Source organism: Burkholderia sp. COPS, assembly GCF_019425585.1.
Classification (GTDB): domain Bacteria; phylum Pseudomonadota; class Gammaproteobacteria; order Burkholderiales; family Burkholderiaceae; genus Burkholderia; species Burkholderia cepacia.
Genome location: NZ_WIXR01000041.1, coordinates 20,571 through 43,850 on the forward strand (window position 1 = coordinate 20,571; position 23,280 = coordinate 43,850).

Genomic DNA, 23,280 nt, shown 5'->3' on the forward strand with positions numbered 1-23,280 from the left:
GGGCGTCGCGATGGTGCCCGCCGGCGTCGATCCGGCCGCATTTGACGCATTCGACATGCAGGCGCTGGACGCCGGTACGTTCGACGCGGCGATCGACGGCGCGGGGGACGCGCTTGCGGTGGTGTTCTTCTGGGGCGTCGACTGCTTCAACTGCGAGATCGCGAAAAAGGCGATGCTCGCCCAGCCCGACGCCATCCGCGCGCTGGGCTTGAAGTGGTTCCATTGCAACGTGTACGAACACCACCAGCTGGGGCGCCGCTTCGGGCTGCACGGCGTGCCGACGTGGTTCTTCTTCCACCGCGGCAAGCGGCTCGGCCGCGCGACGGGCTGGCATGGCCTCGCGCAGTTCCAGGCGGCCGTGTCGGCGGCACGCGCGAAAATCGCGGCGGCGGGTAGCGATCCCCTAGCCGGCGGCGATTGAAAAAATTTAATATCCGCATCGCTCGGCGGGTCTTGAAAACGGACCGGCCGGACGCATTTCGGGAACAGAGTTGAATTCTGGCGCGCGAAACCGCCCCAAAACGCGGGGTTTTGCGCAGCAAACAAGCATTTCTGGAGATTAGGAAAAATGGGAAAGATCATCGGTATTGACCTCGGCACCACGAACTCGTGCGTCGCCATCATGGAAGGCAACCAGGTCAAGGTCATCGAGAACTCGGAAGGCACGCGCACCACGCCGTCGATCATCGCCTACATGGACGACAACGAAGTGCTCGTCGGCGCGCCGGCCAAGCGTCAATCGGTGACCAACCCGAAGAACACGCTGTTCGCAGTGAAGCGCTTGATCGGCCGCCGCTTCGAAGAGAAGGAAGTCCAGAAGGACATCGGCCTGATGCCTTACAGCATCATCAAGGCCGACAACGGCGATGCATGGGTCGAGGCGCACGGCGAAAAGCTCGCGCCGCCGCAGGTTTCGGCGGAAGTGCTGCGCAAGATGAAGAAGACGGCCGAAGACTACCTCGGCGAGCCGGTCACGGAAGCCGTGATCACGGTGCCGGCGTACTTCAACGACAGCCAGCGCCAGGCAACCAAGGATGCCGGCCGCATCGCGGGCCTCGAAGTCAAGCGGATCATCAACGAGCCGACCGCAGCCGCGCTCGCGTTCGGCCTCGACAAGGCCGAGAAGGGCGACCGCAAGATCGCCGTGTATGACCTCGGCGGCGGTACGTTCGACGTGTCGATCATCGAGATCGCGGACGTCGACGGCGAAATGCAGTTCGAAGTGCTGTCGACTAACGGCGACACGTTCCTCGGCGGCGAAGACTTCGACCAGCGCATCATCGATTACATCATCGGCGAGTTCAAGAAGGAGCAGGGCGTCGACCTGTCGAAGGACGTGCTCGCGCTGCAGCGCCTGAAGGAAGCCGCTGAAAAGGCGAAGATCGAGCTGTCGTCGAGCCAGCAGACCGAAATCAACCTGCCGTACATCACGGCGGACGCGTCGGGCCCGAAGCACTTGAACCTGAAGATCACCCGCGCGAAGCTGGAAGCGCTGGTGGAAGACCTCGTCGAGCGCACGATCGAACCGTGCCGCATCGCGATCAAGGACGCAGGCGTCAAGGTGTCGGACATCGACGACGTGATCCTGGTCGGCGGCCAGACGCGCATGCCGAAGGTCATGGAGAAGGTGAAGGAGTTCTTCGGCAAGGATCCGCGCCGTGACGTGAACCCGGACGAAGCCGTCGCGGTTGGCGCGGCGATCCAGGGCCAGGTCCTGTCGGGCGACCGCAAGGACGTGCTGCTGCTCGACGTGACCCCGCTGTCGCTCGGTATCGAGACGCTCGGCGGCGTGATGACGAAGATGATCAGCAAGAACACGACGATCCCGACGAAGCACGCGCAAGTGTATTCGACGGCGGACGACAACCAGGGCGCCGTGACGATCAAGGTGTTCCAGGGCGAACGCGAAATGGCAGCCGGCAACAAGCTGCTCGGCGAGTTCAACCTCGAAGGCATCCCGCCCGCACCGCGTGGCGTGCCGCAGATCGAAGTGACCTTCGACATCGACGCGAACGGCATCCTGCACGTCGGCGCGAAGGACAAGGCGACCGGCAAGGAAAACAAGATCACGATCAAGGCGAACTCGGGTCTGTCCGAGGCTGAAATCGACCAGATGATCAAGGACGCGGAAGCGAACGCAGCGGAAGATCACAAGCTGCGCGAGCTGGCCGATTCGCGCAACCAGGGCGATGCGCTGGTCCACAGCACGAAGAAGGCGCTGACCGAGTACGGCGACAAGCTGGACGCGGGCGAGAAGGAAGCGATCGAAGCGTCGCTGAAGTCGCTCGAGGAAGTGCTGAAGGACACGTCGGCCGACAAGGCTGCGATCGACGCGAAGGTCGAGGAACTCGGCAAGGTTTCGCAGAAGCTCGGCGAAAAGATGTACGCCGACATGCAGGCCCAGCAAGCGGGTGCGGCCGGCGCAGCGGGTGCAGCGGAAGGTGCGCCCCACGCGGGCGGCGCGCAACAGGCTGCCGACGATGTCGTCGACGCCGAGTTCAAGGAAGTGAAGAAGGACTAAGCCGGGTTGCCCGGTGCCGCACGCCGCGCGCGCAACACGCGCGCGGCGCGGCTGACGGGCTGGCTGACAAGCGGTCTGTCTTTCCTTCCGGATGGCCGGATCGACTCCACGCCTGGCGGGCTTTGCGGCCCTCCGGGCACATTTGTTTTTTGGCGGGTGCTGCACGAGCCGTCCGCGGACGGGCGCAGCGCCAGACGAGTCGAGAGACTTTACTGCGGGCGAAAGGAGCCGCCGCGTGCGCGATGCGTGGCGGCACAGTGAATCGATATGGCGAAACGGGATTACTACGAGGTTCTGGGCGTCGCGAAGAATGCGAGCGACGACGAAATCAAGAAGGCATATCGCAAGCTTGCGATGAAGTATCACCCTGACCGCAATCCGGACAACAAGGATGCGGAAGAGCATTTCAAGGAGGTGAAGGAAGCCTACGAAATGCTCTCGGACAGCCAGAAGCGGGCCGCGTACGACCAGTACGGCCATGCGGGCGTCGATCCGAACATGGGCGGTGCGGGCGCACAGGGTTTCGGCGGCTTCGCGGATGCGTTCGGCGACATCTTCGGCGACATCTTCGGCCAGGCCGCGGGCGGCGCCGCGCGCGGCGGCCGTGGCGGCCCGCAGGTGTATCGCGGTGCCGACCTGCGCTACAGCATGGAAATCACGCTCGAGCAGGCCGCACACGGCTACGACACGCAGATCCGCGTGCCGAGCTGGGTGTCGTGCGAGGTCTGCCACGGGTCGGGTGCGAAGCCCGGCACGAAGCCGGAAACCTGCCCGACCTGTCATGGCCAGGGCACGGTGCGCATGTCGCAGGGCTTCTTCAGCATCCAGCAGACCTGCCCGAAGTGCCACGGCACGGGCACCTACATCCCCGAGCCGTGCGTGCATTGCCACGGGTCGGGCAAGGTGAAGGAAACCAAGACGCTCGAAGTGAAGATCCCGGCCGGGATCGACGACGGGATGCGCATCCGCTCGGCCGGCAACGGCGAGCCGGGCATCAACGGCGGGCCGCCGGGCGACCTGTACGTCGAGATCCACATCAAGCCGCACTCGGTGTTCGAGCGCGACGGCGACGATCTCCACTGCCAGATGCCGATCCCGTTCACGACCGCCGCGCTCGGCGGCGAGATCGAGGTGCCGACGCTGGCCGGCCGTGCATCGTTCCCGGTGCCGGAAGGCACGCAGTCGGGCAAGACGTTCCGGCTGCGCGGCAAGGGCATCAAGGGGCTGCGTTCGAGCATCGCGGGCGATCTGTACGTGCACGTGCAGGTCGAGACGCCCGTGAAGCTGACCGACAACCAGCGCGACCTGCTCAAGCAGTTCGAGAAGTCGCTGGCCGAGGGCGGTGCGCGTCACAGCCCGCAGAGCAAGAGCTGGTTCGACCGTGTGAAGAGCTTCTTCGAGTAACTCGAGTAACAGCATGACTGAAGGCAACGAGAGCGCGTCGTTCGCGCTCTTGGACGATTGCGACTCGACCGCGTCCGCGCGGTCGAGTCGTTTGTATTCGGGATTCGTGCGCGAACGCGTGTGCACGGATCCGGCGCGGCTCGACGCAGTCGATGCGGCGGTGGCGCAGGACCTGCGCGACGGGCTGCATGCGGTCGTCGTCGGCGATTACGAATTCGGACGCAACCTGCAACGGGCGCAGCCGGGCCATGCCCCGCTGCGCTTTTTGCTGTACGCGCGCTGCGAACGCCTGTCGCGCGACGAAGTCGATGCGTGGCTCGCGCAGCAGGACGGCGGCAGCGACGCGCCGTCGATCGCGGGTGTCGCGCACGTCGCGAAGAGCGTGTCGCGCGATGCGTTCGATGCGGCGATCGCCGCGGTGCACGACGCGCTGCGCGCGGGCGATTCGTATCAGGTCAACTACACGTACCGGCTGAACTTCGACGTGTTCGGCACGCCGCTCGCGCTGTACCGGCGGCTGCGTGCGCGCCAGTCGGTGCGCTACGGCGCGCTGGTCGCGTTGCCCGACGGTGCGTGGGTCGTGTCGTGTTCGCCCGAGCTGTTCGTCGAGAAGCACGGCGACGTGCTGCGCGCGCGGCCGATGAAGGGCACCGCGCCGCGTTCGGCCGACCCTCGCGACGATGCGGCGGCGGCCGCGTTCCTCGCGAACGATCCTAAGAACCGCGCGGAAAACGTGATGATCGTCGACCTGCTGCGCAACGACATATCGCGGATCGCACGCACCGGGACGGTTCGTGTGCCGGCGCTGTTCTCCGTCGAGCCGTATGCGTCGGTGTGGCAGATGACGTCGACGGTCGAGGCCGGCTGGCGCGAAGGGACGACGTTCGCGCAGATGCTGCGTGCGTTGTTTCCGTGCGGATCGATCACGGGCGCGCCGAAGTACAAGACGATGCAGTTGATCGATGCGATCGAGTCGACACCGCGCGGCCTCTATACGGGCGCGATCGGCTGGCTCGACGCCGCGAAGCAAGGTGCCGATTCCGACGTGCCGGGTGAGCGCCCGGCCGGTTGTGGCGATTTTTGCCTGTCGGTCGCGATCCGGACGCTGACGCTTGATGCTACCGGTGAAGGTACGGCGGACGAAGGCGCTGACCGCGAAGGTGCGACCGGTGCCGAAGCACGCAGTCCGGCGACGCCAATCGCCGGCCGGCGCCGTGGCACGATGGGGGTCGGCGCGGGCATCGTGCTCGACAGTGTCGCGGCCGACGAATATGCGGAGTGCGAATTGAAAGCACGATTCCTGACGGATGCCGATCCCGGCTTCCAGCTGTTCGAAACGACCGCTGCCACGCGTGCGGACGGCATCCAGCACCTCGATCGCCATCTCGCGCGGCTGCAGCGTAGCGCGGATGCGTTCGGCTTCCGCTTCGACCGCGAGGCGCTACGCCGCGAGATCGACGCGCGCTGCGCGGCGCTCGACGGCGACGACATCTACCGGATGAAGCTCGCGCTCGCGAAGGACGGCACGATCGAGATCGTCGCGGCACCGCTCAAGCCGCTGCCGGCGGGGCCGGTCGGCGTGTTGCTGGCGTCCGCGCACGGTTTCGCGCCGACCCGCGCGAGCGATGCACTGCTGCTGCACAAGACGACGCGCCGCGCCGAATACGATCGCGCGTGGCAGGCGGCGGAGGCGCTCGGGTGCTTCGACATGCTGTTCGTTAACGAACGCGGCGAGGTGACGGAAGGCGGGCGCTCGAACCTGTTCGTGAAGCTTGAAGGCCAGTGGGTAACGCCGCCGCTCGAATCCGGCCTGTTGCCGGGGGTGATGCGTGGCGTGTTGCTCGACGATCGTGTGTTCGGCGCGACGGAGCGGGTCGTGACCCGCGACGATCTTGCGCGTGCGGAGGCGCTGCTGCTGACCAACGCGCTGCGCGGCGCGCTCGACGCGGTACTGAAGTAACCGGCAGCCGGCAATCGGCAGCGTGTGAAAGAAAAAGCGCGGCGCCCCGCAAAGGGCGCCGCGCTTTTTTACATCGGGGCGCCGGCGCACGCGTCGCAGGCCCCGCCACGGACGTCAGAACGAATGTTCCGCCCCAGGGAACGAACCCTCCTTCACCGCGTGCACATACGCTTCGACGGCCGCCTGGATGTTCGGCTGGCCCTGCATGAAGTCCTTCACGAAGCGCGGCCGCTTGCCGGGGAACACGCCGAGCATGTCGTGCAGCACGAGCACCTGGCCCGAGCAGTCGACGCCCGCGCCGATGCCGATCGTCGGAACCTTGAGCATGTGCGTGACTTCGGAGGCGACGAGCGTCGGCACGGCTTCGAGCACGACGAGCTGCGCGCCCGCATCCTCGATCGCGCGCGCGTCGCGCAGCAACTGGGCGGCCCCGGCTTCGGTCTTGCCTTGCACCTTGAAGCCGCCGAACGCGTGCACCGATTGCGGCGTGAGGCCCACGTGCGCGCATACGGGCACCGCGCGCTCGACGAGGAAGCGGATCGTCTCGGCGAGCCATTCGCCGCCCTCGAGCTTGACCATCTGCGCACCGGCACGCATCAGCTTGACGGCACTCGCGAACGCCTCGGCCGGCGTGCCGTACGTGCCGAACGGCAGATCGGCGACGACCAGCGCGCGCGGCTGCGCGCGGGCGACACAGGCGGTGTGATACGCGATGTCGTCGAGCGACACGGGCAGCGTGGTCGTGTGGCCCTGCAGCACGTTGCCGAGCGAATCGCCGATCAGCAGCACGTCGACGCCCGAACGGTCGAGCAGGGCGGCAAAGCTCGCGTCGTAGCAGGTGAGCATCGCGATCTTCTCGCCGGCGGCGCGCATTGCCTGCAGCTTGGGCACCGTGACGGCAGGCCGGCTCGATTCCTGGAGATAGGTCATGGGAAATCCGGTTCGGATGGTAAGGAACGACAGGCGAGGACGCGTCAGCGCGTCGTTTCGCCCTTGACGAAGAATTCCTTGCGGCCGCGCATCGTCTCGATGCGCTCGACCAGCAGGGCGAGATCTTCGGGGGAATCCTGCGGGTTCAGGTGTTCCGCGGCGACCGTCAGTACCGGCGTGCGGTCGTAGTGGTAGAAGAATTCGTTGTACGCGTCGACGAGCGAGCGCAGGTACGCGTCGCTGATCTGCAGCTCCATCGGCAGCCCGCGCTTCTGGATGCGCGAGAACAGCACTTCGGGGCTCGCCTGCAGGTAGACGACGAGGTCGGGCGACGGCGCCTGCGGCACGTCCACGTGCGTCGCGACCGAACGGTAGAGCTGCCACTCGTCTTCCGGCAGGTTCAGCCGCGCGAAGATGTCGTTTTTCTGCGGCATGAAATCGGCGATGACCGGGCGGCCCGTTTCGAGCGCACCGATCAGCTCGCGTGCCTGCTGCGCACGCTGCAGCGCGAACGACAGCTGCACAGGCAGCGCGTAGCGCGCGGTATCGCGATAGAAGCGTTCGAGGAACGGGTTGTCCTGCGGGCGCTCGAGCAGCGTCTGCATCGACCAGCGTTCGGCGAGCAGGCGCGCGAGCGTCGTCTTGCCGACGCCGATCGGGCCTTCGATCACGAGATAGCGGTGCGGGGCGCGCAGGTCGGGCGCAGTGACGGTGAGGGGTGTCGGGGTCATCGGCAGCGGTTCTTGTCGGCGTCTTCGCTGGCGGCGAGCGCCTTCTGCATCAGGCACTGGCAGGTCTGCACCTTCTCGACACGCTGATCCGCGACGGCGGCGAGGAAGGCATCGGCACGGCCGCGCGCGGGAATGTCGAGTGCGGGCTCGATCTCCACGAGCGGCACGAGCGCGAACGCGCGATCGGTGAGGCGCGGGTGCGGGACGATCAGGTCGGGTTCGTCGATCGAGTCGGCGCCGAACAGCAGGATGTCGAGGTCGAGCGTGCGCGGCGCGTTGCGATACGGGCGCTCGCGGCCGAAGTGATGTTCGATCTTCTGGCAGAGCGCGAGCAGCTCGCGCGCCGACAGCGTCGTGTCGAGCTTGACGACGCAGTTGTAGTAGTCGTCGCCGCCCGCTTCGAAGGGCGCCGTGCGATACAGGCTCGATTTGCCGAGGATCGAGATGGTGCGCTGCTGCGCGAGGCACACCACCGCGTCCTTCAGGGTCTGGCGCGCATCGCCGAGATTCGCCCCCAGTCCGATATATGCAACCGTCATGGCATCACTTCCTACGTCGTTCGCCGTCGCGCGCGTCAGTCGTCGGAACCGCCCGAGGTGTCCGGTGCCTGCTCGGCGGCACCTTCACCCGGCTTGCGGTTTCGCGCACCGCCGCGGCGGCGCCGCTTGCGGGGCGATTTTTCCTTCGAGCCACCCTGCGTGAGCAATGCCTCGCGAGCGGCCGCGTCGCCTTCGATGAAATCCGTCCACCACTGTCCGACTTCCGCATCGAGCTCGCCGGATTCGCAGCGTAACAGGAGGAAATCATACCCCGCTCTAAACCTTTGGTGTTCCAGCAGCCTCATCGCGCTGCGGCCCGAGCGTTTCTCGAGGCGCAGCTGCAGGCCCCAGATCTCGCGCATGTCGGCCGAGTAGCGCTTGTGGATCGCGAGTTTCTCGGTCTGCATGTCGAGCACGTCGTCCATCGCGCGATGGAGCGCCGGCACCGGGATTTCGCCTTCGGCCGTGTATTGCTCGAAGCGCTGGCGCATGTCGTGCCACAGCAGCGTCGCGAACAGGAAGCCCGGGGAAACCGGCTTGCCGGCGCGCACGCGCGCGTCGGTGTTGTTCAGCGCGAGCGTGATGAACTTCTCGCCCTGCGGTTGTTCGAGCACGACGTCGAGCAGCGGCAGCAGCCCGTGGTGCAGGCCTTCCTTGCGCAGCCGCTGCAGGCACGCGAGCGCGTGGCCCGACAGCAGCAGCTTCAGCATTTCGTCGAACAGGCGCGCGGCCGGCACATTGTTGATCAGGTCGGCGAGCGCGTTGATCGGCTCGCGCGTGTGCGGCTCGATCTCGAAACCGAGCTTTGCCGCGAAGCGCACGACGCGCAGCATCCGCACCGGATCCTCGCGGAAGCGCGTGGCCGGATCGCCGATCATCCGCAACAGGCGGGCGCGCACGTCGGCCATCCCGTCGTGGTAGTCGAGCACCGTCTGCGTCGACGGGTCGTAGTACATCGCGTTGATCGTGAAGTCGCGGCGTGCGGCGTCTTCGTGCTGCTCGCCCCACACGTTGTCGCGCAGCACGCGGCCGCTCGCGTCGACCGCATGGGTGCGGCGATCGAGTTCGTCACGCTTCAGGCGCCTCGGCGGCTCGGCAGCGGCCGCCTCGGGCGGCGCATCGACCAGCGCGCGGAACGTCGACACCTCGATCAGCTCCTGGCCGAACTGCACGTGGACGATCTGGAAGCGGCGGCCGATCAGGCGCGCGCGGCGGAACAGGCGCTGCACCTCGGTGGGCGTTGCATCGGTCGCGACGTCGAAGTCCTTCGGCGCGATGCCGAGCAGCAGGTCGCGTACCGCACCGCCGACGATGAAGGCGCGGAAGCCCGCCTGCTGCAGCGTGTCGGTCACGCGCACGGCATTCTTCGAGATCAGTGCCGGGTTGATGCCGTGCACGCTGGCCGGCACGACGGTCGGCTCATGGTTGCTGCGCGGCTTTTTCGTGCCGCCGCGGGCGCCTTTCGGGGCACGCGGGGTAGCAGGGGCCGCTTCGTCGGCCGGGGCCGCTGCGGGAGAGGTTTGCTCGGTTTCGTCCTGGCCGAGCAGTTTGCGAATGAATTTTTTGATCACGACGTTCAGAAGAGATCGAGGATGCGCCAGCCGCGGTTGCTTGCATGCGCGCGCAGCGTGTCGTCAGGGTTGGTCGCGATCGGGTCGGTGACTTTCTCGAGCAACGGGATGTCGTTGTGCGAGTCGCTGTAGAAGTAGGTGTGCGTGAAGTCGCTCCATTGCTTGCCGAGCGACGCGAGCCACGCTTCGGTCCGCACGATCTTGCCTTCGCGATAGCTCGGCGTGCCGGTCGGCCGGCCCGTGTATGGCGAGTCTGGATGCCCGTCGGTCGTCTCGACCTCGCAGGCGATCAGCGTGTCGACGCCGAACGCGGTGGCGATCGGGCGCGTGATGAATTCGTTGGTCGCCGTCACGACGCAGCACAGGTCGCCCGCATCGAGATGCTTGCGTACGAGTTCGAGCGCGGCGGGCGTCATTGCGGGCCGGATCACCTCGTGCATGTACTGCTCGTGCCATTGCGCGAGCTGCGCACGCGAATACTTCGCGAGCGGCGTGAGCATCGCCGTGAGGTACGCGTGGATGTCGAGCTTGCCGGCCTTGTAGTCGGCGAAGAACTGGTCGTTCTGACGCGAGAAGCTTTCCGCGTCGACGATGCCGAGCTTCACCATGAAGCGACCCCATTCGTGGTCGCTATCGGTCGGGATCAGCGTGTGATCGAGGTCAAAGAGTGCCAGATTAGTCATGGAAGCGCATTTTACTCGAAGCGGTTCGGGCCCGTGCCCGGTGGGGTGATGTCGTCGCCGGGACGCGCCAGCATGCGGCGCAGCAACGGCAGCGTGACGGCGCGTTTCTGCTCGAGCGAGAAGCGGTCGAGCGCGTCGAGCAGCGCCATCAGGCTCGGCATGTCGCGGCGGAAATGGGTCAGCAGGTACGCGGCGATGTCGTCGGTGAGCGCGATCCCGCGCTCCTTCGCCGCGAGCTTGAGCACGGCGATCTTGCCGGCATCGGACGGCGGTGACAGGTGGAACACGAGCCCCCAGCCGAGGCGCGTGCGGAGATCCTCGCGCACGTCGAGCGCGAGCGGCGCCGCGGGGCCCGCCGCGACGAACGCGCTCGACGGGTGAGCGCGCACTTCGTTGAACAGGTTGAACAGCGCGACCTGCTGGGTGTCGCTCATCCGGTCGCAGTCGTCGATCGCGTAGATGCCGATGCGCGGGTCGAACGTGAACGCGCCGAGCGGGCTTTGCGGTGTGAGATAACGCGCATAGCCGTACGAGGCGTCGCTCACGAGCGCCTGCAGCAGATGGGTGCGGCCGCATCCGGGCTCGCCCCAGATATAGAACGACCGGTCCGGCACGGGGCCCGCCGCGAGCGCGAGGTCGAGCTTCTGCAGGCGCGAGATGAGCTCGTCGTTCTCCTCGTTCATGATGAAGTTGTCGAACGTGGCGGGCGGCGGCGTGCCGAGATCGAGCGTCAGTTGACGGGACACAACAGTCACAATGCGGGTCGGTTGAAAATACGCGTGCCGTACGCCGGGCACGCGCCGGGAACTGCGTCTTCGCGGGCTTCACGCGCGCCCGCACGCACGGCGCCACGCCGGTTTCGGCGCGGTTCGCTCGGCGATGAAAACGGGGACGTGTTGACCAAGATGCAATCCCTGACGATTCGGTGCTGGGAATTCCGGCCAACGGGCCGGCTTCGGGTAAAATCGCATTTTACCGACCTTCTCGCATTCCCCCATGAATCCTCCGAAATCCGCTCCCGACGCCCAAGGTCTGTCCTATCGCGACGCAGGCGTCGACATCGACGCGGGCGACGCGCTCATCGACAAGATCAAGCCTTTTGCGAAGAAAACCCTGCGCGACGGCGTGCTCGGCGGCATCGGCGGGTTCGGCGCGCTGTTCGAAGTACCGAAGAAGTACAAGGAGCCCGTGCTCGTGTCGGGCACCGACGGCGTGGGCACCAAGCTCAAGCTGGCCTTTCATCTGAACAAACACGACACCGTCGGCCAGGATCTCGTCGCGATGAGCGTGAACGACATCCTCGTGCAGGGCGCCGAGCCGCTGTTCTTCCTCGACTACTTCGCGTGCGGCAAGCTCGACGTCGATACCGCGGCAACGGTCGTCAAGGGCATCGCGCAGGGTTGCGAACTGTCCGGCTGCGCGCTGATCGGCGGTGAAACGGCCGAAATGCCGGGCATGTACCCGGATGGCGAATACGACCTGGCCGGCTTCGCGGTCGGCGCGGTCGAGAAGAGCAAGATCATCGACGGCAGCACGATCGCCGAGGGCGACGTGGTGCTGGGCCTCGCGTCGAGCGGCATCCACTCGAACGGTTTCTCGCTCGTGCGCAAGATCATCGAGCGCGCGAACCCCGACCTGTCGGCCGATTTCCACGGCCGCTCGCTCGCCGATGCGCTGATGGCACCCACGCGCATCTACGTGAAGCCGCTGCTCGCGCTGATGCAGAAGCTGTCGGTGAAGGGCATGGCGCATATCACCGGCGGCGGCCTCGTCGAGAACATTCCGCGCGTGCTGCGCGAAGGCCTCACCGCCGAGCTCGACCAGAACGCGTGGCCGCTGCCGCCGCTGTTCAAGTGGCTGCAGGAGCACGGCGGCGTCGCCGACGCGGAAATGCACCGCGTGTTCAACTGCGGGATCGGCATGGCCGTGATCGTTTCGGCGGCCGATGCCGACGCCGCGATCGCAGACCTGACCGCCGCCGGCGAACAGGTGTGGAAGATCGGCACCGTCCGTGCGACCCGCGAAGGCGAGGCGCAGACCGTCGTGGTCTGACGCACGGCCGCAGCAGATGCAGCAAGGAAAGCCGCCCGGAGTCGATCCGGGCGGCTTTTTTTTCGGGCGCCGCGTGGCGTACGGGCGCGCGCCGATGAAGGAGGAGCGACGATGACTGAAGACGAACGCGCGATCCGTGAGCTCGTGGACAACTGGTTCGTATCGAGCCGCCGCGGCGACCTGGCGACCGTGCTCGACCTGATCGCCGACGACGCGATCTTCATGGTGGCCGGCAGGCCGCCGTTCGACAAGGCGGCGTTTGCGGCCGCGTCGCGTGACGCGAACGCCGGGGGCGGGCCCGCGCCGACGATCGACGGCCGTTACCGGATCGACGAACTGCGCGTGCTGGGCGACTGGGCGTACATGCGCAATTTCATCGAGATCGAGGCGACTCCGCCGGGCGGCGAAACGATCCGCCGTTCCGGCCATACGCTGACGATCTTCCGCAAGGCCGACGGCCGCTGGCAGCTCGTCCGCGATGCCAATCTCGTGACGCTCGCGCATTGAGCGCGGCGGCGGGCGTGACGGTGCCGGCCGGTGCTCAGGCGGACGGACGTACCGCGCCCGCCGGCCGGGCACCGGCCAGCAACGGCGGGACGAGCAGATAAAGCAGCGCGGCCGCGGCCCAGACGAGCCCCGGCCACGTCGCGCGTGTCGCCGCATAGGTTGCGGTGACGACCAGCGGCCCCGCGACACCGATCAGGCTCGCCACGCTCGCGAGCGCGCCTTGCAGTTCACCCTGGCGCGCATCGTCGACTTGCCGCGCGAGCATCGCCTGCAGTGCCGGCAGCGTCATGCCGCCCGCGGCGAACAGCGGCAGCAGCGCGAACGGCACCCACGCGGCGGTCGCGAACGCAATCGCCACGAGCCCGAGCGCGTCGCCCGCGAGGCCCAGTGCGAGCGCGCGGCGCTCGCCGAGCCGCGCGATCAGCGGCCCGATCGCGAAAGCCTGCGCGAGTGCGTGACACGCCCCGTAGCCCGCCAGCGACAGCCCCGCGATCGGTGTCGACCACCCGAAATGTTCCTGGCCGTACAGGATCCACAGCGTGGCGGGCGCCTGCGACACCAGCGCCACGATCACGTAGATGCCGATCAGCGGCACGAGCGCCGGTGAGCCGGTCAGCCGGCGCAGGCTGGCGAACGGGTTGAGCGCGCCGGCCGTTTGGCCTTCGCGGGCCGAACGCGGCCGCGATTCCGGCAGCGCGCGCCAGACGAGCACGAGATTGAGCGCGTTGAGCACGGCGGCCGCGACGAACGGCGCGCGCACATGCAGCGCGCCGAGCAGGCCGCCGATCAACGGGCCCGCGATGAAGCCGATGCCCATCATCGCGCCGAGCTGGCCGAAGCGTCGCGCGCGGTCGGGTTCGGCCGTGACGTCGGTGACGTACGCAGTCGCGACCGCGACGTTCGCGCCGGTGATGCCCGCGATCAGCCGCCCGACGTAGAGCCAGGCGAGCGTCGGCGCGAGCGCCATCAGCAGGTAGTCGAGTGCGGCGCCCGCGAGCGACACGAGCAGGACGGGCCGGCGGCCGAAGCGGTCGCTCAGCGCGCCGAGCAGCGGTGCGCACAGGAACTGCGCGAACGCGTACAGCGCGAGCAGGATCCCGTAGTGGGTGTCGGTGCTGCCCGCATCGGCGAGCGAGCGCAGGAGCCCGGGGAGGATCGGCATCACGATCCCGACGCCGATCGCGTCGAGCAGGACCGTGGCCAGAATGGCAATCAGGGACGGATTCAAGAGGGTGACTCTATCGGTGATAGAGTGGCGATTATTCCACAACTTTCCCTATCGGTGATAGAGATGAAGGACACGGGAGCGCGGTTGACGCGCGACACGGTACTGCGCGCGGCGCTCGACCTGCTCGATGAGGTCGGCATCGATGGGCTGTCGACGCGGCGGCTCGCCGAGCGGCTCGGTGTGCAGTCGCCGACGCTTTACTGGCATTTCCGGAACAAGGCCGAACTGCTCGACGCGATGGCCGAGGCGATCATGCTCGAGCGGCACGATGCGTCGCTGCCGCGGCCGGGCGAGGCGTGGGATGCGTGGCTTCTCGACAACGCGCGCAGTTTTCGCCGCGCGCTGCTGGCCTATCGCGACGGCGCGCGCCTGCATGCCGGTACGCGGCCGCGGGCGCTGCATTTCAGCTCGATCGAACGCAAGGTCGCGCTGCTCGGCGAAGCGGGTTTCGCGCCGGACGAGGCGGTCGACGTGATGTATGCGCTGGGCCGCTTCGTGGTTGGATGGGTGCTGGAGGAACAGGCGGAGCCCGAAGGCGAGGCCGATGCGCCGCTGCCGGATGCGGCCGAGTATCCGTTGCTCGCCAAGGGCTGGGCTGCGCTGCGCGCGCGCGGCGGCGACGAAGCGTTCGAGCGCGGCGTCGCGCTGATCGTCGACGGCGCCCGCGCGCGCCTGGCAGCACGCGGGCGCGGCTGACGGTCAGGCCGGTGTGCCGCCGTCGAGCACGCGTTCGAGCGCGTCGAGCGCGTGGGCCGTGGCGTCCGGCGCGATGCAGTCGACGACGATCCGCTCCGGCATCGCGCGCAGCCAGGTGATCTGGCGCTTGCAGAGCTGGCGCGTCGCGAAGATGCCCTTGTCGCGCATCGTCCGGTAATCGGTGTCGCCGTCGAGGAATTCCCATGCCTGCCGGTAGCCGACGCAGCGCATCGACGGCAGGTCGGGATGGAGATCCTCGCGACGGCGCAGCCGCTCGACTTCGTCGATGAATCCCGCGTCGAGCATCGCATCGAAGCGCTGCGCGATCCGTGCGTGCAGTACCGCGCGATTGGACGGTTCGAGCGCGACCGGCACGAAGCGGTAAGCGGCGGCCGCATCGTCATTGCGTCGCGGGGCGGCGAGCAGTACCGACATCGGCTGCCCGCTCAGCATGAACACTTCGAGCGCCCGCTGGATCCGTTGCGAATCGTTCGGCGCGAGCCGCGCGGCCGTGTCGGGATCGACCTGCGAGAGTCGCGCGTGCAGGGCGGGCCAGCCATCGCGCGCGGCTTCCGCATCGAGCGTCGCACGCACGTCCGGATCGGCGCCGGGCAGGTCGTTGAGCCCCTGCGTCAGTGCCTTGTAGTACAGCATCGTGCCGCCCGCGAGCAGCGGCGTGCGGCCGCGCGCGATGATTTCGCCGATCAGGCGCAGCGTGTCGGCGCGGAAACTCGCGGCCGAATACGCGTCGGCCGGATCGATGATGTCGATCAGATGGTGCGGCACGCTCGCGCGCTCTTCGCGCGAAGGCTTCGCGGTGCCGATATCCATGTCGCGGTAGACGAGCGCCGAATCGACGCTGACGATCTCGATCGGGCGGCGCGCGGCGAGCGCCAGCGCCGCGGCCGTCTTGCCCGATGCGGTGGGGCCGAGCAGGCAGGCGATCGTCGTCGGAGAGGACTGCGGTGAAGCGCTCATTGTCCGCGCATGAACAGGCGGTCGAGATCGTTCAGCGTGAGCTGATACCACGTCGGCCGGCCGTGATTGCACTGGTCCGCGCGTTCGGTCGCCTCCATCTGCCGCAGCAGCGCGTTCATCTCGTCGAGCGTCAGGCGCCGGTTCGCGCGCACCGCGTGGTGGCAGGCGAGCGTGCCGAGCAGCTCGTGCTGGCGCTCGGTGAGCACGCGCGAGCCGCCGAACGCGTGCAGGTCGGCGAGTACCGCGCGCGCGAGCGACTGCAGGTCGGCATCCTTCAGCAGTGCCGGGACCGCGCGGATCGCGAGCGTCGTCGGTGACAGCACCGCCAGGTCGAAACCGAGCGATTCGAGCGTGTCGCGCTCTTCCTCGACCGTGCCGATCTCGACCGGCGTGGCCGTCATCGAGATCGGCAGCAGCAGCGCCTGCACGGCGACCGAGCGGTCGGCGAGCGCGTTCTTGAACTGTTCGTACAGGATCCGCTCGTGTGCCGCGTGCATGTCGACGATCACGAGCCCGTGCGCGTTCTGCGCGAGCACGTAAATGCCGTGGATCTGGCCGAGCGCGAAGCCGAGCGGCTGCTCGTCGTGCGCGGTGGCGGCGATCGGCGATACGGTGAAGCCGGGCAGCGGGGCGAGCGGCGTGTCGGCCGAATCGCGTGCGATGGTGGTCGTGCCGTCCGGTGTGCCGGCGCCGCTATCCTTGCGGCCGAACATCGCGTCGTAGAGCGCGAGCGGCTGCGCGACGGGCAGCGTACCCTGCGTCATCCGTGCCTGGCGCATCCAGGTGTTGCCTGCCGACGAGGACGACGGCGACGAAAAGCCGCTGCCGCCCGTGCCACCGATGCGGCCGGTCGCGTGGCCCTGGCTCTGCCCGAGCGGCGTGTCGAGGAACGACGACGGCCCGCGCGGTGCCGGTTCGATATGCGCGGCATGGCCGCCCGCCGTGGTTTCCGGCGACGCGCCCGCATGGCGCGCGAGTGCGCGCTGGACCGCATGGAACACGTACTGGTGGATCGAGCGCGAATCGCGGAAGCGTACCTCGATCTTCGACGGATGCACGTTCACGTCGACGGCCTCCGGCGGCAGGTCGAGAAACAGCACGTACGACGGGTAGCGGTCGCCGTGCAGCACGTCCTCGTAAGCCGCGCGCACCGCGTGCGTCAGCAGCTTGTCGCGCACGAAGCGGCCGTTCACGAAGAAATACTGCTGGTCGGCGCGCCCGCGGCTGGCGGTCGGCAGCCCGGCGCAGCCGTAGACGGCGAGCGGGCCGGCCTGTTCATCGAGCGGCAGGTGCGCGGTCGCGAAGCCGTCGCCGAGGATCTTCGCGACGCGCTGCGCGGGCTCGGTCGCATTCCAGTGCTCGACGGCCTTGCCGTTGTGCAGCACCGAGATCGCGACGTCCGGCCGCGCGAGCGCCGCGCGGCGGATCATTTCCAGGCAGTGGCCGAACTCGGTCTGCTCGCTCTTCAGGAACTTGCGCCGCGCGGGCGTGTTGAAGTACAGCTCGCGCACCTCGATCGTCGTGCCGGTCGCACCGGCGGCGGGCGACAGCACGCCCGTCTGCGCGTCGATCTTCATCGCATGCGCGGCATCGGCCGTCCGGCTCGTGATCGACATCTCGGCGACCGATGCGATCGACGCGAGCGCTTCGCCGCGGAAACCCAGCGTGGCGACCGCCTCGAGCTCCTCGAGCGAGCGGATCTTGCTGGTCGCATGGCGCATCAGCGCGAGCGCCAGCTCGTCGGGTGGAATCCCGCAGCCGTCGTCGGTGATCGAGATGCGCTTGACGCCGCCTTCTTCCAGCACGATGCGCAGCGTCGTGGCGCCGGCGTCCATCGCGTTCTCGAGCAGCTCCTTGACGACCGACGCCGGACGTTCGACGACCTCGCCGGCGGCGATCTGGCTGATCAACTGGTCTGGCAGGGGCTGGATCGCGCGCAGCGGGCGCGGAGCAGGGGCGGGCGTGTCGCCCGCGGCCGTTTCGGTGATTTCGGACATGGCCGAATTATAGCGAGGCGGCAGATGCGTGCCGGGGCGGCGGAGCGTTACGTTTTTTCACGGAGCCTTAAGGTAGTTTCGGTATCATGGCTCCGTTTCGCGCGCCGCCTTGGCCGGCGGGCGCTTCCGCCAAGCCTGGCCTGTTTCGGCCGTTCCGGCCCTATCGCCTTCGAGGAATCGCATTTGGATACGCTGCTTCATTTCGTCAACCTTGTCCTGCATATCGACGCCTTCCTCGGCGATTTCATCCGGCAGTACGGCGCGTGGGTCTATCTCGTGCTGTTCCTGATCGTGTTCTGCGAGACGGGGCTCGTCGTGTTCCCGTTCCTGCCGGGCGATTCGCTGCTGTTCATCGGCGGCGCGTTCGCGGCGACGGGCGAAATGAACGTCGGCGCGCTGATCGTGCTGCTGCTCGTCGCGGCGATCGCCGGCAACACCGTGAACTACCTGATCGGCCGCTGGGTCGGCCCGAAGGTGTTCAATACGCATATCCCGGTGCTCGAGCGCTTCCTTGACCGCGCCGCGCTGCAGAAGACCCACTCGTTCTACGACAAGCACGGCGGCAAGACGATCGTGCTCGCGCGCTTCATCCCGGTCGTGCGTACGTTCGCGCCGTTCGTCGCGGGCGCTTCGTCGATGAGCGCCGCGCGCTTCCAGCTATTCAACGTGATCGGCGCGCTGGTGTGGGTGCTGCTGCTCGTGCTGCTCGGGTATTTCTTCGGCAACATCCCGTTCATCCGCCAGTACCTGAACGTGATCGTGCTGGTCGGGATCGGTGCGGCGATCGTGCCGGTCGCGCTCGGCGCGGTGTGGAAGCTGGTGCGCGGGAAGCAGTCGGATAACGCGCAGAAGACGGGCGGGCGTTGAGCGGGGGCTTTGCTTCAGTCAATAAAAAAGCGTGGCGGGTGCCACGCTTTTTTTTCGTCCGGTGCCGCCGTCATGCGCTGCGATGCAAGAGCGGTGTTTCGGGCGTCGGGTATTGCGCGTCGCGGAACGTCTCGAGGATCACGCGGTTGGTGTCGCAGTACACCTGCCAGTAGTTTTCCGGTTGCGTGGACGGGCGCACGAACAGCAGCGGGCCTTCCGGCGTGAACTGCAGCACGCCGACGTCCGGCGCCGGGGTGGTCAGCACGTTCGGGATCTGCTGGATCGACGCTTTCAGGCGGTTGATCGCGTCGACCGCATCGACGCCGTTCGCGATCTTCGCGGTCAGGTCGACGCGACGATACGACGTTGCGCTGTAGTTGGCGATGTTGTCCGAGAAGATCTTGTTGTTGCCGACGATCGTCACGATGTTGTCCGGCGTGACGATCGTCGTGCCGAACAGGCCGAGCTCCTTGACCGTGCCCGTGACGCCGCCCGCGCTGATCACGTCGCCGATCTTGAACGGACGCAGCACCTGCATGAACACGCCTGCGGCGAAATGCGCGAGCAGGCCGCCCCAGGCGGTACCGATCGCGAGGCCGAGGCCGGCGAGCAGCGCGGCGAACGAGGTGGTCTGCACGCCGAAGATCTGCAGGATCGCGAGGATCAGCAGGATCGTCAGCAGCACGCCGACGACGGAGGTCAGGTAGTCGGTGAGTGTCGGGTCGACCTTGCCGCTGCGGCGCACGACCTTGCCGAGCAGGCGGGTGCCGATGCGGATCGCCCATCGGCCGACGAACCACAAGACGATCGCGGCGAGGAGGTTGAGGCCGAAGTCGAGGCCGCGAGTCATCAGGAATTGCTGGGCGGTGGCGAGATCGATCATGCGTTCTCCGAAGTCAGGGGTAGAAAGGGCGGCGCATGCACCGGGTGGGTGGCGCTTTTATAACCCGAGCCGGGAGGGGCGGCAACCTGTCTGACACTGCTTGACGTAATGGAAAACGGGCAGGACGCGGGTGCGTGCTGCCCGTTTTGGAGGCGTATTGGGATCGCGGCCGTGTGCGGCGCGCGAGCCGGATTTTGCCGTGATTACGACGCGGCGCGGCCGTAGGTGTCTTCGAAGCGGACGATGTCGTCCTCGCCGAGGTACGCGCCGGACTGGACTTCGATCAGTTCGAGCGGGATTTTGCCGGGGTTTTTGAGTCGATGTGGGGTGCCAAGCGGAATATATGTGGATTGATTTTCGGTAAGGATGATTTCCGCATCCCCGTTCGTCACAAGCGCGGTGCCCTTTACAACGATCCAGTGCTCCGCTCGGTGATGGTGCATCTGCAGGCTCAGTTGCGCGCCGGGCGCGACGATGATTCGCTTGACCTGGAAGCGATCACCGGCATCAATGCTTTCGTAGGATCCCCAGGGGCGAGGGACACGGCGATGCGTGACTGATTCGAGTCGTCCCGATACGTTGAGTTTTTCGACGACCTTCTTTACGTCCTGGACATGGTCGCGATGCGAGACGAGGACAGCGTCGGCAGTTTCAACAATCACGATATCCTGGACACCGATCGCGGCGACCATTCGGTGTTCCGCCCGGATGTATGAATTTGCGACCTTGTCCGAATAGATGTCGCCGGAGATGGTATTGCCTTGGTCGTCGTGCGCGGAGATATCGGCGAGAGCGCTCCATGAACCAACATCGCTCCAGCCGAGTTCGGCCGCGACAACCACGGCTGCACGCTCAGTCTTCTCCATGACTGCATAGTCAATGGAAATGTCCGGGCAAGTGGCAAACGCTTCGTTGTCGAGGCGTAGAAAATCGTAGTCCTGCTGTGCGCGCTCAAGCGCCAGTGCTGCATGCCGACTGATATCGGGTGCGTGCCGTGCGATATCGTCGAGATAGACCGACGCGTTTAGCAGAAACATACCGCTGTTCCAGTAGTAGCGACCGTCCCGGATGAGTTCGGCGGCGCGCTCGCGGTCGGGCTTTTCGACGAATGCATCGACAGCGTGAGCGCCATTGCCGGCCTCAAAGGCTTCACCGCAGCGGATATACCCATAGCCGGTATGCGGCTCGGTAGGCGGAATACCGAATGTGACGAGGTGTCCCTGCTTTGCGATTGCGACCGCTGTGTCGACGGCAGCGACGAATGCCGGCAAATTCTGCACCACGTGGTCGGACGGCAGCACAAGAAGCAACGCGTCCGGATCGTCGCGCAATGCGATATGCGCCGCGACAGCAATCGCCGGCGCAGTGTTGCGACCGAGCGGTTCCAGCACGATGGCTTGTGGCTTGATCCCGGTGTGCTGGAGTTGTTCGGCAACCATGAAGCGATGCGCATGATTCGCGACAACGACGGGAGGCGCGACTCCCGGCATTTCACTCGCACGCAGGACGGTTTGCTGGATAAGGGTCTGTTCACCCGCCAGCTTCAGGTACTGCTTCGGGTAGTTGCTACGGGACATCGGCCACAGTCGACTGCCGTTGCCGCCGCATAGGATGATCGGGTGGATACTCATGCGGGGAATGCCTGGGCCGGGCGTCAGTTGTCGGGGCGAGCCATTCTAGCAAAGCAGGTGCTACGAAGTGTCAATTCGGTTGCCTGTAGCTGCCGCGTAAGCACGGCTAGACCGAGTGTCCTCGCGTCATGACTTGTCGATACCGCCACGAAAGGTGCCGCAAAATATTGCGAGCCCAGCGAAATGCCTTTACGTAAGGGCGTGAGCGGTCCTGTGCGACGGTTTTAAGCGGGCGCGCGGCAGCCTCCGACAGCTGGCTGACGACAGCTTCGGGGGTTGTGAAGAGTTGGAGCTCCCAGTCCCAGTAAAGCGGATAGTGCAGCAGGGCGCCCGCCACCAGCATATCGAGTGACAAAGTCCGCTCCCGCCAAGGCAGCGGCCAGAGATCGTCGTCGGTGAGGCCCCAGCCGGCGTAGAACGGCAGCCCGTAAGTACAGACTGTCTTGCCGCGCAGCAGCGCGTCGAATCCGGCGAGCGACGAAAGCGTGTGAACTTCATCGACAGCCTCGATCAGCGAGATCATGTCTGACTCGGAGTCGACGACGTTTGCCAGTTGGGTGGCGTCGACAAGACCGTTCCGGTTCCCGGACAGTACATCCGGGTGGGGCTTGTACACAATGAATGCATCGGGGCGGCGCTCGCGTACGCGGCGCAGCAGTGTGTCGATATTGTCGATCCCGCGTGTGCCGAGGCGAATTGATGCGTCATCGGCGACCTGCCCAACTACAAGCACGACTTTTTTATCGGCTGGGGCCAACCAGGCAGGTGCCCTGCGCCCGAGGTTGTATTTGGTGATGCCGGCTGCCACGATTCGACTTCGTAATGCCGCAGCGCGTGCTAGCTCTTCTGGAGGGAATTCCACCGTGTTGAGCAGAGTCGACAGATCGCTCGGCGAACTGGCGTCGAAATAAAGCCCGCGTCGGTCGATGACCTGACTGCGTGGTGCAGACAGGTCGGAACCCAGGCCAGAGGAATGGATGAAGCCGTCTTCCATCCGTACCCGTGGTGTAGAGGAGGGCAGCGTTGTCGCGTCGCGCGCGCCCCATAAAACTGCATGTTCGTTGGCGCCAAGCGTGATCGGTTGCGTACTCCAGCGCAGGCGACCGCCACCCGCAATCAAATAGGGCGTCGCAAAAGGGCGTTTCCACCACTGAAAGCAGATGCCGGTAATGCGTTGGAGATCGGCGAAACGGTGCGCAACCGCATGTTGTAGATCGATAGCATCGAGAATTGCGTCTAGCGTGCCTAGCGCATACGTCTCGAGGTCGAGGTAACGGGCCGAGCGGGAAAAGGTGGCTTCAAACAGCGCGGCGAGTGTGGGGCGCGCGTGACGGCCAGGCAGTGGCTGCGCATCGTTCGTGAGTCCCCAGCCTGCGTAATAGGGGGCACCGAATACATGGACGGGCACGCCGGCGAGCAATGCAGCCATGCCTTCCGAGGCGGCAACTGTGTAGAGATGGGTTATATGTCTCAGGACATCGCGTAATGAACTCGCGCTGGAGAGGAGCCGCACGTTATGAGGCAACCGTGTCCGCTCCGACAGCCACGCACCCCTTCCAGGATCGTTACTACGCAAGATCCAGATCTGCGCGCCAGATTGAAATTCCGTGAGCTGCTGGAGCAGCGCGGAGAATTGACGACGCCGTTCGCGTGCAGGGACGCCCACGTCGATCGCTGAGCGGATGCGCTCGTCCATGACAACAACATGCTTGCTTCCGTCTCTGAGGCGCAGCGCATCCGGTAACGGATCGATCCGGCTGCGCAGATGCAGGGCGTCAGTCTCAAGTACGCGCGACATCAGGTTTGTGATCCGCTCCGATTCGCCGAGCCGAGGTTCTGAGCCGAGAATTGCGTCGAGCGAGTCAATTAGTGCATTCTGCGGCGCCGCTCCGGCGGGCGCTTCGAACCACGACAGCCACGCTGCGGAAGGGAATGGCCGTGCAGCGAGTGGCCCGGGCAGGACTACCGTGTTCGCCAGTGTCGTTGAGTGCTGGGGGAGGGAGGCGCGTCGGTGTCGCCATGGCGTAGATGCTTTCATGGCGCGTAGCATGCGCCATGTCTGCGTCGCATAACGTGGCGATTCGAGGCGGGACATTCAGAAG

Annotated in this window: 20 protein-coding genes; 8 read left to right on the top strand and 12 right to left on the bottom strand. The window is 66.4% G+C overall.

Going from position 1 to position 23,280, the window contains the following annotated elements; genetic code table 11:
• The first annotated feature begins 10 nt into the window (after positions 1 to 10).
• The 4 genes from FOZ70_RS29065 to FOZ70_RS29080 all read left to right on the top strand — a co-directional run bounded on the left by FOZ70_RS29065 (position 11) and on the right by FOZ70_RS29080 (position 5,885).
• Positions 11 to 421, top strand: a complete 411-nt coding sequence (locus FOZ70_RS29065) for a thioredoxin family protein (RefSeq protein WP_059528987.1) — start codon at positions 11 to 13, stop codon at positions 419 to 421.
• A 147-nt stretch (positions 422 to 568) separates the two neighbouring features.
• Positions 569 to 2,521 carry a molecular chaperone DnaK gene (dnaK, locus tag FOZ70_RS29070; protein ID WP_219707378.1) on the top strand — a complete coding sequence of 651 codons (1,953 nt, stop codon included), beginning with the start codon at positions 569 to 571 and terminating at the stop codon, positions 2,519 to 2,521.
• A 267-nt stretch (positions 2,522 to 2,788) separates the two neighbouring features.
• Complete coding sequence (gene dnaJ / locus FOZ70_RS29075) at positions 2,789 to 3,925, top strand: molecular chaperone DnaJ (RefSeq protein ID WP_021162212.1); 1,137 nt, start codon at positions 2,789 to 2,791, stop codon at positions 3,923 to 3,925.
• Between the two features lie 13 nt (positions 3,926 to 3,938).
• The gene (locus FOZ70_RS29080) at positions 3,939 to 5,885 is read left to right on the top strand and encodes a bifunctional anthranilate synthase component I family protein/class IV aminotransferase (protein WP_219707379.1); all 1,947 of its coding nucleotides are present in this window, start codon (positions 3,939 to 3,941) and stop codon (positions 5,883 to 5,885) included.
• 114 nt (positions 5,886 to 5,999) lie between these two features.
• Here the strand turns inward: FOZ70_RS29080 and panB are convergent, their stop codons facing one another.
• From panB to hda, 6 genes are read right to left on the bottom strand one after another with little or no spacing between them, the layout of a single operon-like run.
• Positions 6,000 to 6,815 carry a 3-methyl-2-oxobutanoate hydroxymethyltransferase gene (panB, locus tag FOZ70_RS29085; RefSeq protein ID WP_059649551.1) on the bottom strand — a complete coding sequence of 272 codons (816 nt, stop codon included), beginning with the start codon at positions 6,813 to 6,815 and terminating at the stop codon, positions 6,000 to 6,002.
• A 44-nt stretch (positions 6,816 to 6,859) separates the two neighbouring features.
• Positions 6,860 to 7,546 carry a deoxynucleoside kinase gene (locus tag FOZ70_RS29090; protein WP_027788310.1) on the bottom strand — a complete coding sequence of 229 codons (687 nt, stop codon included), beginning with the start codon at positions 7,544 to 7,546 and terminating at the stop codon, positions 6,860 to 6,862.
• Positions 7,543 to 8,085, bottom strand: a complete 543-nt coding sequence (gene folK / locus FOZ70_RS29095; RefSeq protein ID WP_043189526.1) for a 2-amino-4-hydroxy-6-hydroxymethyldihydropteridine diphosphokinase — start codon at positions 8,083 to 8,085, stop codon at positions 7,543 to 7,545. Before folK ends, FOZ70_RS29090 begins: the two co-directional genes overlap by 4 nt.
• A gap of 35 nt (positions 8,086 to 8,120) precedes the next feature.
• The gene (gene pcnB, locus FOZ70_RS29100; RefSeq protein ID WP_021162207.1) at positions 8,121 to 9,656 is read right to left on the bottom strand and encodes a polynucleotide adenylyltransferase PcnB; all 1,536 of its coding nucleotides are present in this window, start codon (positions 9,654 to 9,656) and stop codon (positions 8,121 to 8,123) included.
• A 5-nt stretch (positions 9,657 to 9,661) separates the two neighbouring features.
• Positions 9,662 to 10,339 carry an HAD family hydrolase gene (locus tag FOZ70_RS29105; protein ID WP_021162206.1) on the bottom strand — a complete coding sequence of 226 codons (678 nt, stop codon included), beginning with the start codon at positions 10,337 to 10,339 and terminating at the stop codon, positions 9,662 to 9,664.
• 11 nt (positions 10,340 to 10,350) lie between these two features.
• A complete protein-coding gene (hda, locus tag FOZ70_RS29110) occupies positions 10,351 to 11,085 on the bottom strand; it encodes a DnaA regulatory inactivator Hda (RefSeq protein WP_006484992.1) in 735 nt (244 codons plus the stop codon).
• Positions 11,086 to 11,335: 250 nt separating this feature from the next.
• On the opposite strand from hda, the gene purM reads away from it, so the two are divergent.
• Both purM and FOZ70_RS29120 read left to right on the top strand, forming a co-directional pair.
• Entirely contained in the window at positions 11,336 to 12,391 is a 1,056-nt protein-coding gene (gene purM / locus FOZ70_RS29115) for a phosphoribosylformylglycinamidine cyclo-ligase (protein WP_006484927.1), read from the top strand.
• Positions 12,392 to 12,502: 111 nt separating this feature from the next.
• On the top strand, positions 12,503 to 12,898 hold the full coding sequence (locus tag FOZ70_RS29120) for an SgcJ/EcaC family oxidoreductase (protein WP_027788306.1): 396 nt from the start codon (positions 12,503 to 12,505) through the stop codon (positions 12,896 to 12,898).
• A gap of 34 nt (positions 12,899 to 12,932) precedes the next feature.
• Here FOZ70_RS29120 and tet read toward each other — a convergent pair whose 3' ends face one another.
• Positions 12,933 to 14,126: a Tet(A)/Tet(B)/Tet(C) family tetracycline efflux MFS transporter gene (tet, locus tag FOZ70_RS29125; protein WP_063802652.1), complete on the bottom strand. Its 1,194-nt coding sequence runs from the start codon at positions 14,124 to 14,126 to the stop codon at positions 12,933 to 12,935.
• A 63-nt stretch (positions 14,127 to 14,189) separates the two neighbouring features.
• Between tet and tetR the strand changes: the two genes are divergently transcribed.
• Positions 14,190 to 14,822 (top strand): tetracycline resistance transcriptional repressor TetR, encoded by a 633-nt coding sequence (gene tetR, locus FOZ70_RS29130; protein ID WP_048022343.1) that lies wholly within the window; start codon positions 14,190 to 14,192, stop codon positions 14,820 to 14,822.
• A gap of 3 nt (positions 14,823 to 14,825) precedes the next feature.
• Here tetR and miaA read toward each other — a convergent pair whose 3' ends face one another.
• Both miaA and mutL read right to left on the bottom strand, forming a co-directional pair.
• Positions 14,826 to 15,800 (bottom strand): tRNA (adenosine(37)-N6)-dimethylallyltransferase MiaA, encoded by a 975-nt coding sequence (gene miaA / locus FOZ70_RS29135; protein WP_219707380.1) that lies wholly within the window; start codon positions 15,798 to 15,800, stop codon positions 14,826 to 14,828.
• Positions 15,797 to 17,797: a DNA mismatch repair endonuclease MutL gene (gene mutL, locus FOZ70_RS29140; RefSeq protein ID WP_219707381.1), complete on the bottom strand. Its 2,001-nt coding sequence runs from the start codon at positions 17,795 to 17,797 to the stop codon at positions 15,797 to 15,799. The genes miaA and mutL overlap by 4 nt, the downstream gene beginning before the upstream one ends.
• A 183-nt stretch (positions 17,798 to 17,980) precedes the next feature.
• Here mutL and FOZ70_RS29145 point away from each other — a divergent pair, with 183 nt between their 5' ends.
• Positions 17,981 to 18,664, top strand: coding sequence for a DedA family protein (locus tag FOZ70_RS29145; protein WP_059487168.1), 684 nt, complete (start codon positions 17,981 to 17,983; stop codon positions 18,662 to 18,664).
• Between the two features lie 70 nt (positions 18,665 to 18,734).
• Here FOZ70_RS29145 and FOZ70_RS29150 read toward each other — a convergent pair whose 3' ends face one another.
• The 3 genes from FOZ70_RS29150 to FOZ70_RS29160 form a co-directional block, all read right to left on the bottom strand.
• Entirely contained in the window at positions 18,735 to 19,547 is an 813-nt protein-coding gene (locus FOZ70_RS29150; RefSeq protein ID WP_021162199.1) for a mechanosensitive ion channel family protein, read from the bottom strand.
• 203 nt (positions 19,548 to 19,750) lie between these two features.
• The gene (locus FOZ70_RS29155) at positions 19,751 to 21,178 is read right to left on the bottom strand and encodes a mannose-1-phosphate guanylyltransferase/mannose-6-phosphate isomerase (RefSeq protein ID WP_219707382.1); all 1,428 of its coding nucleotides are present in this window, start codon (positions 21,176 to 21,178) and stop codon (positions 19,751 to 19,753) included.
• Positions 21,179 to 21,284: 106 nt separating this feature from the next.
• Positions 21,285 to 23,273 carry a capsular biosynthesis protein gene (locus FOZ70_RS29160; RefSeq protein ID WP_258025760.1) on the bottom strand — a complete coding sequence of 663 codons (1,989 nt, stop codon included), beginning with the start codon at positions 23,271 to 23,273 and terminating at the stop codon, positions 21,285 to 21,287.
• Positions 23,274 to 23,280 lie beyond the last annotated feature (7 nt).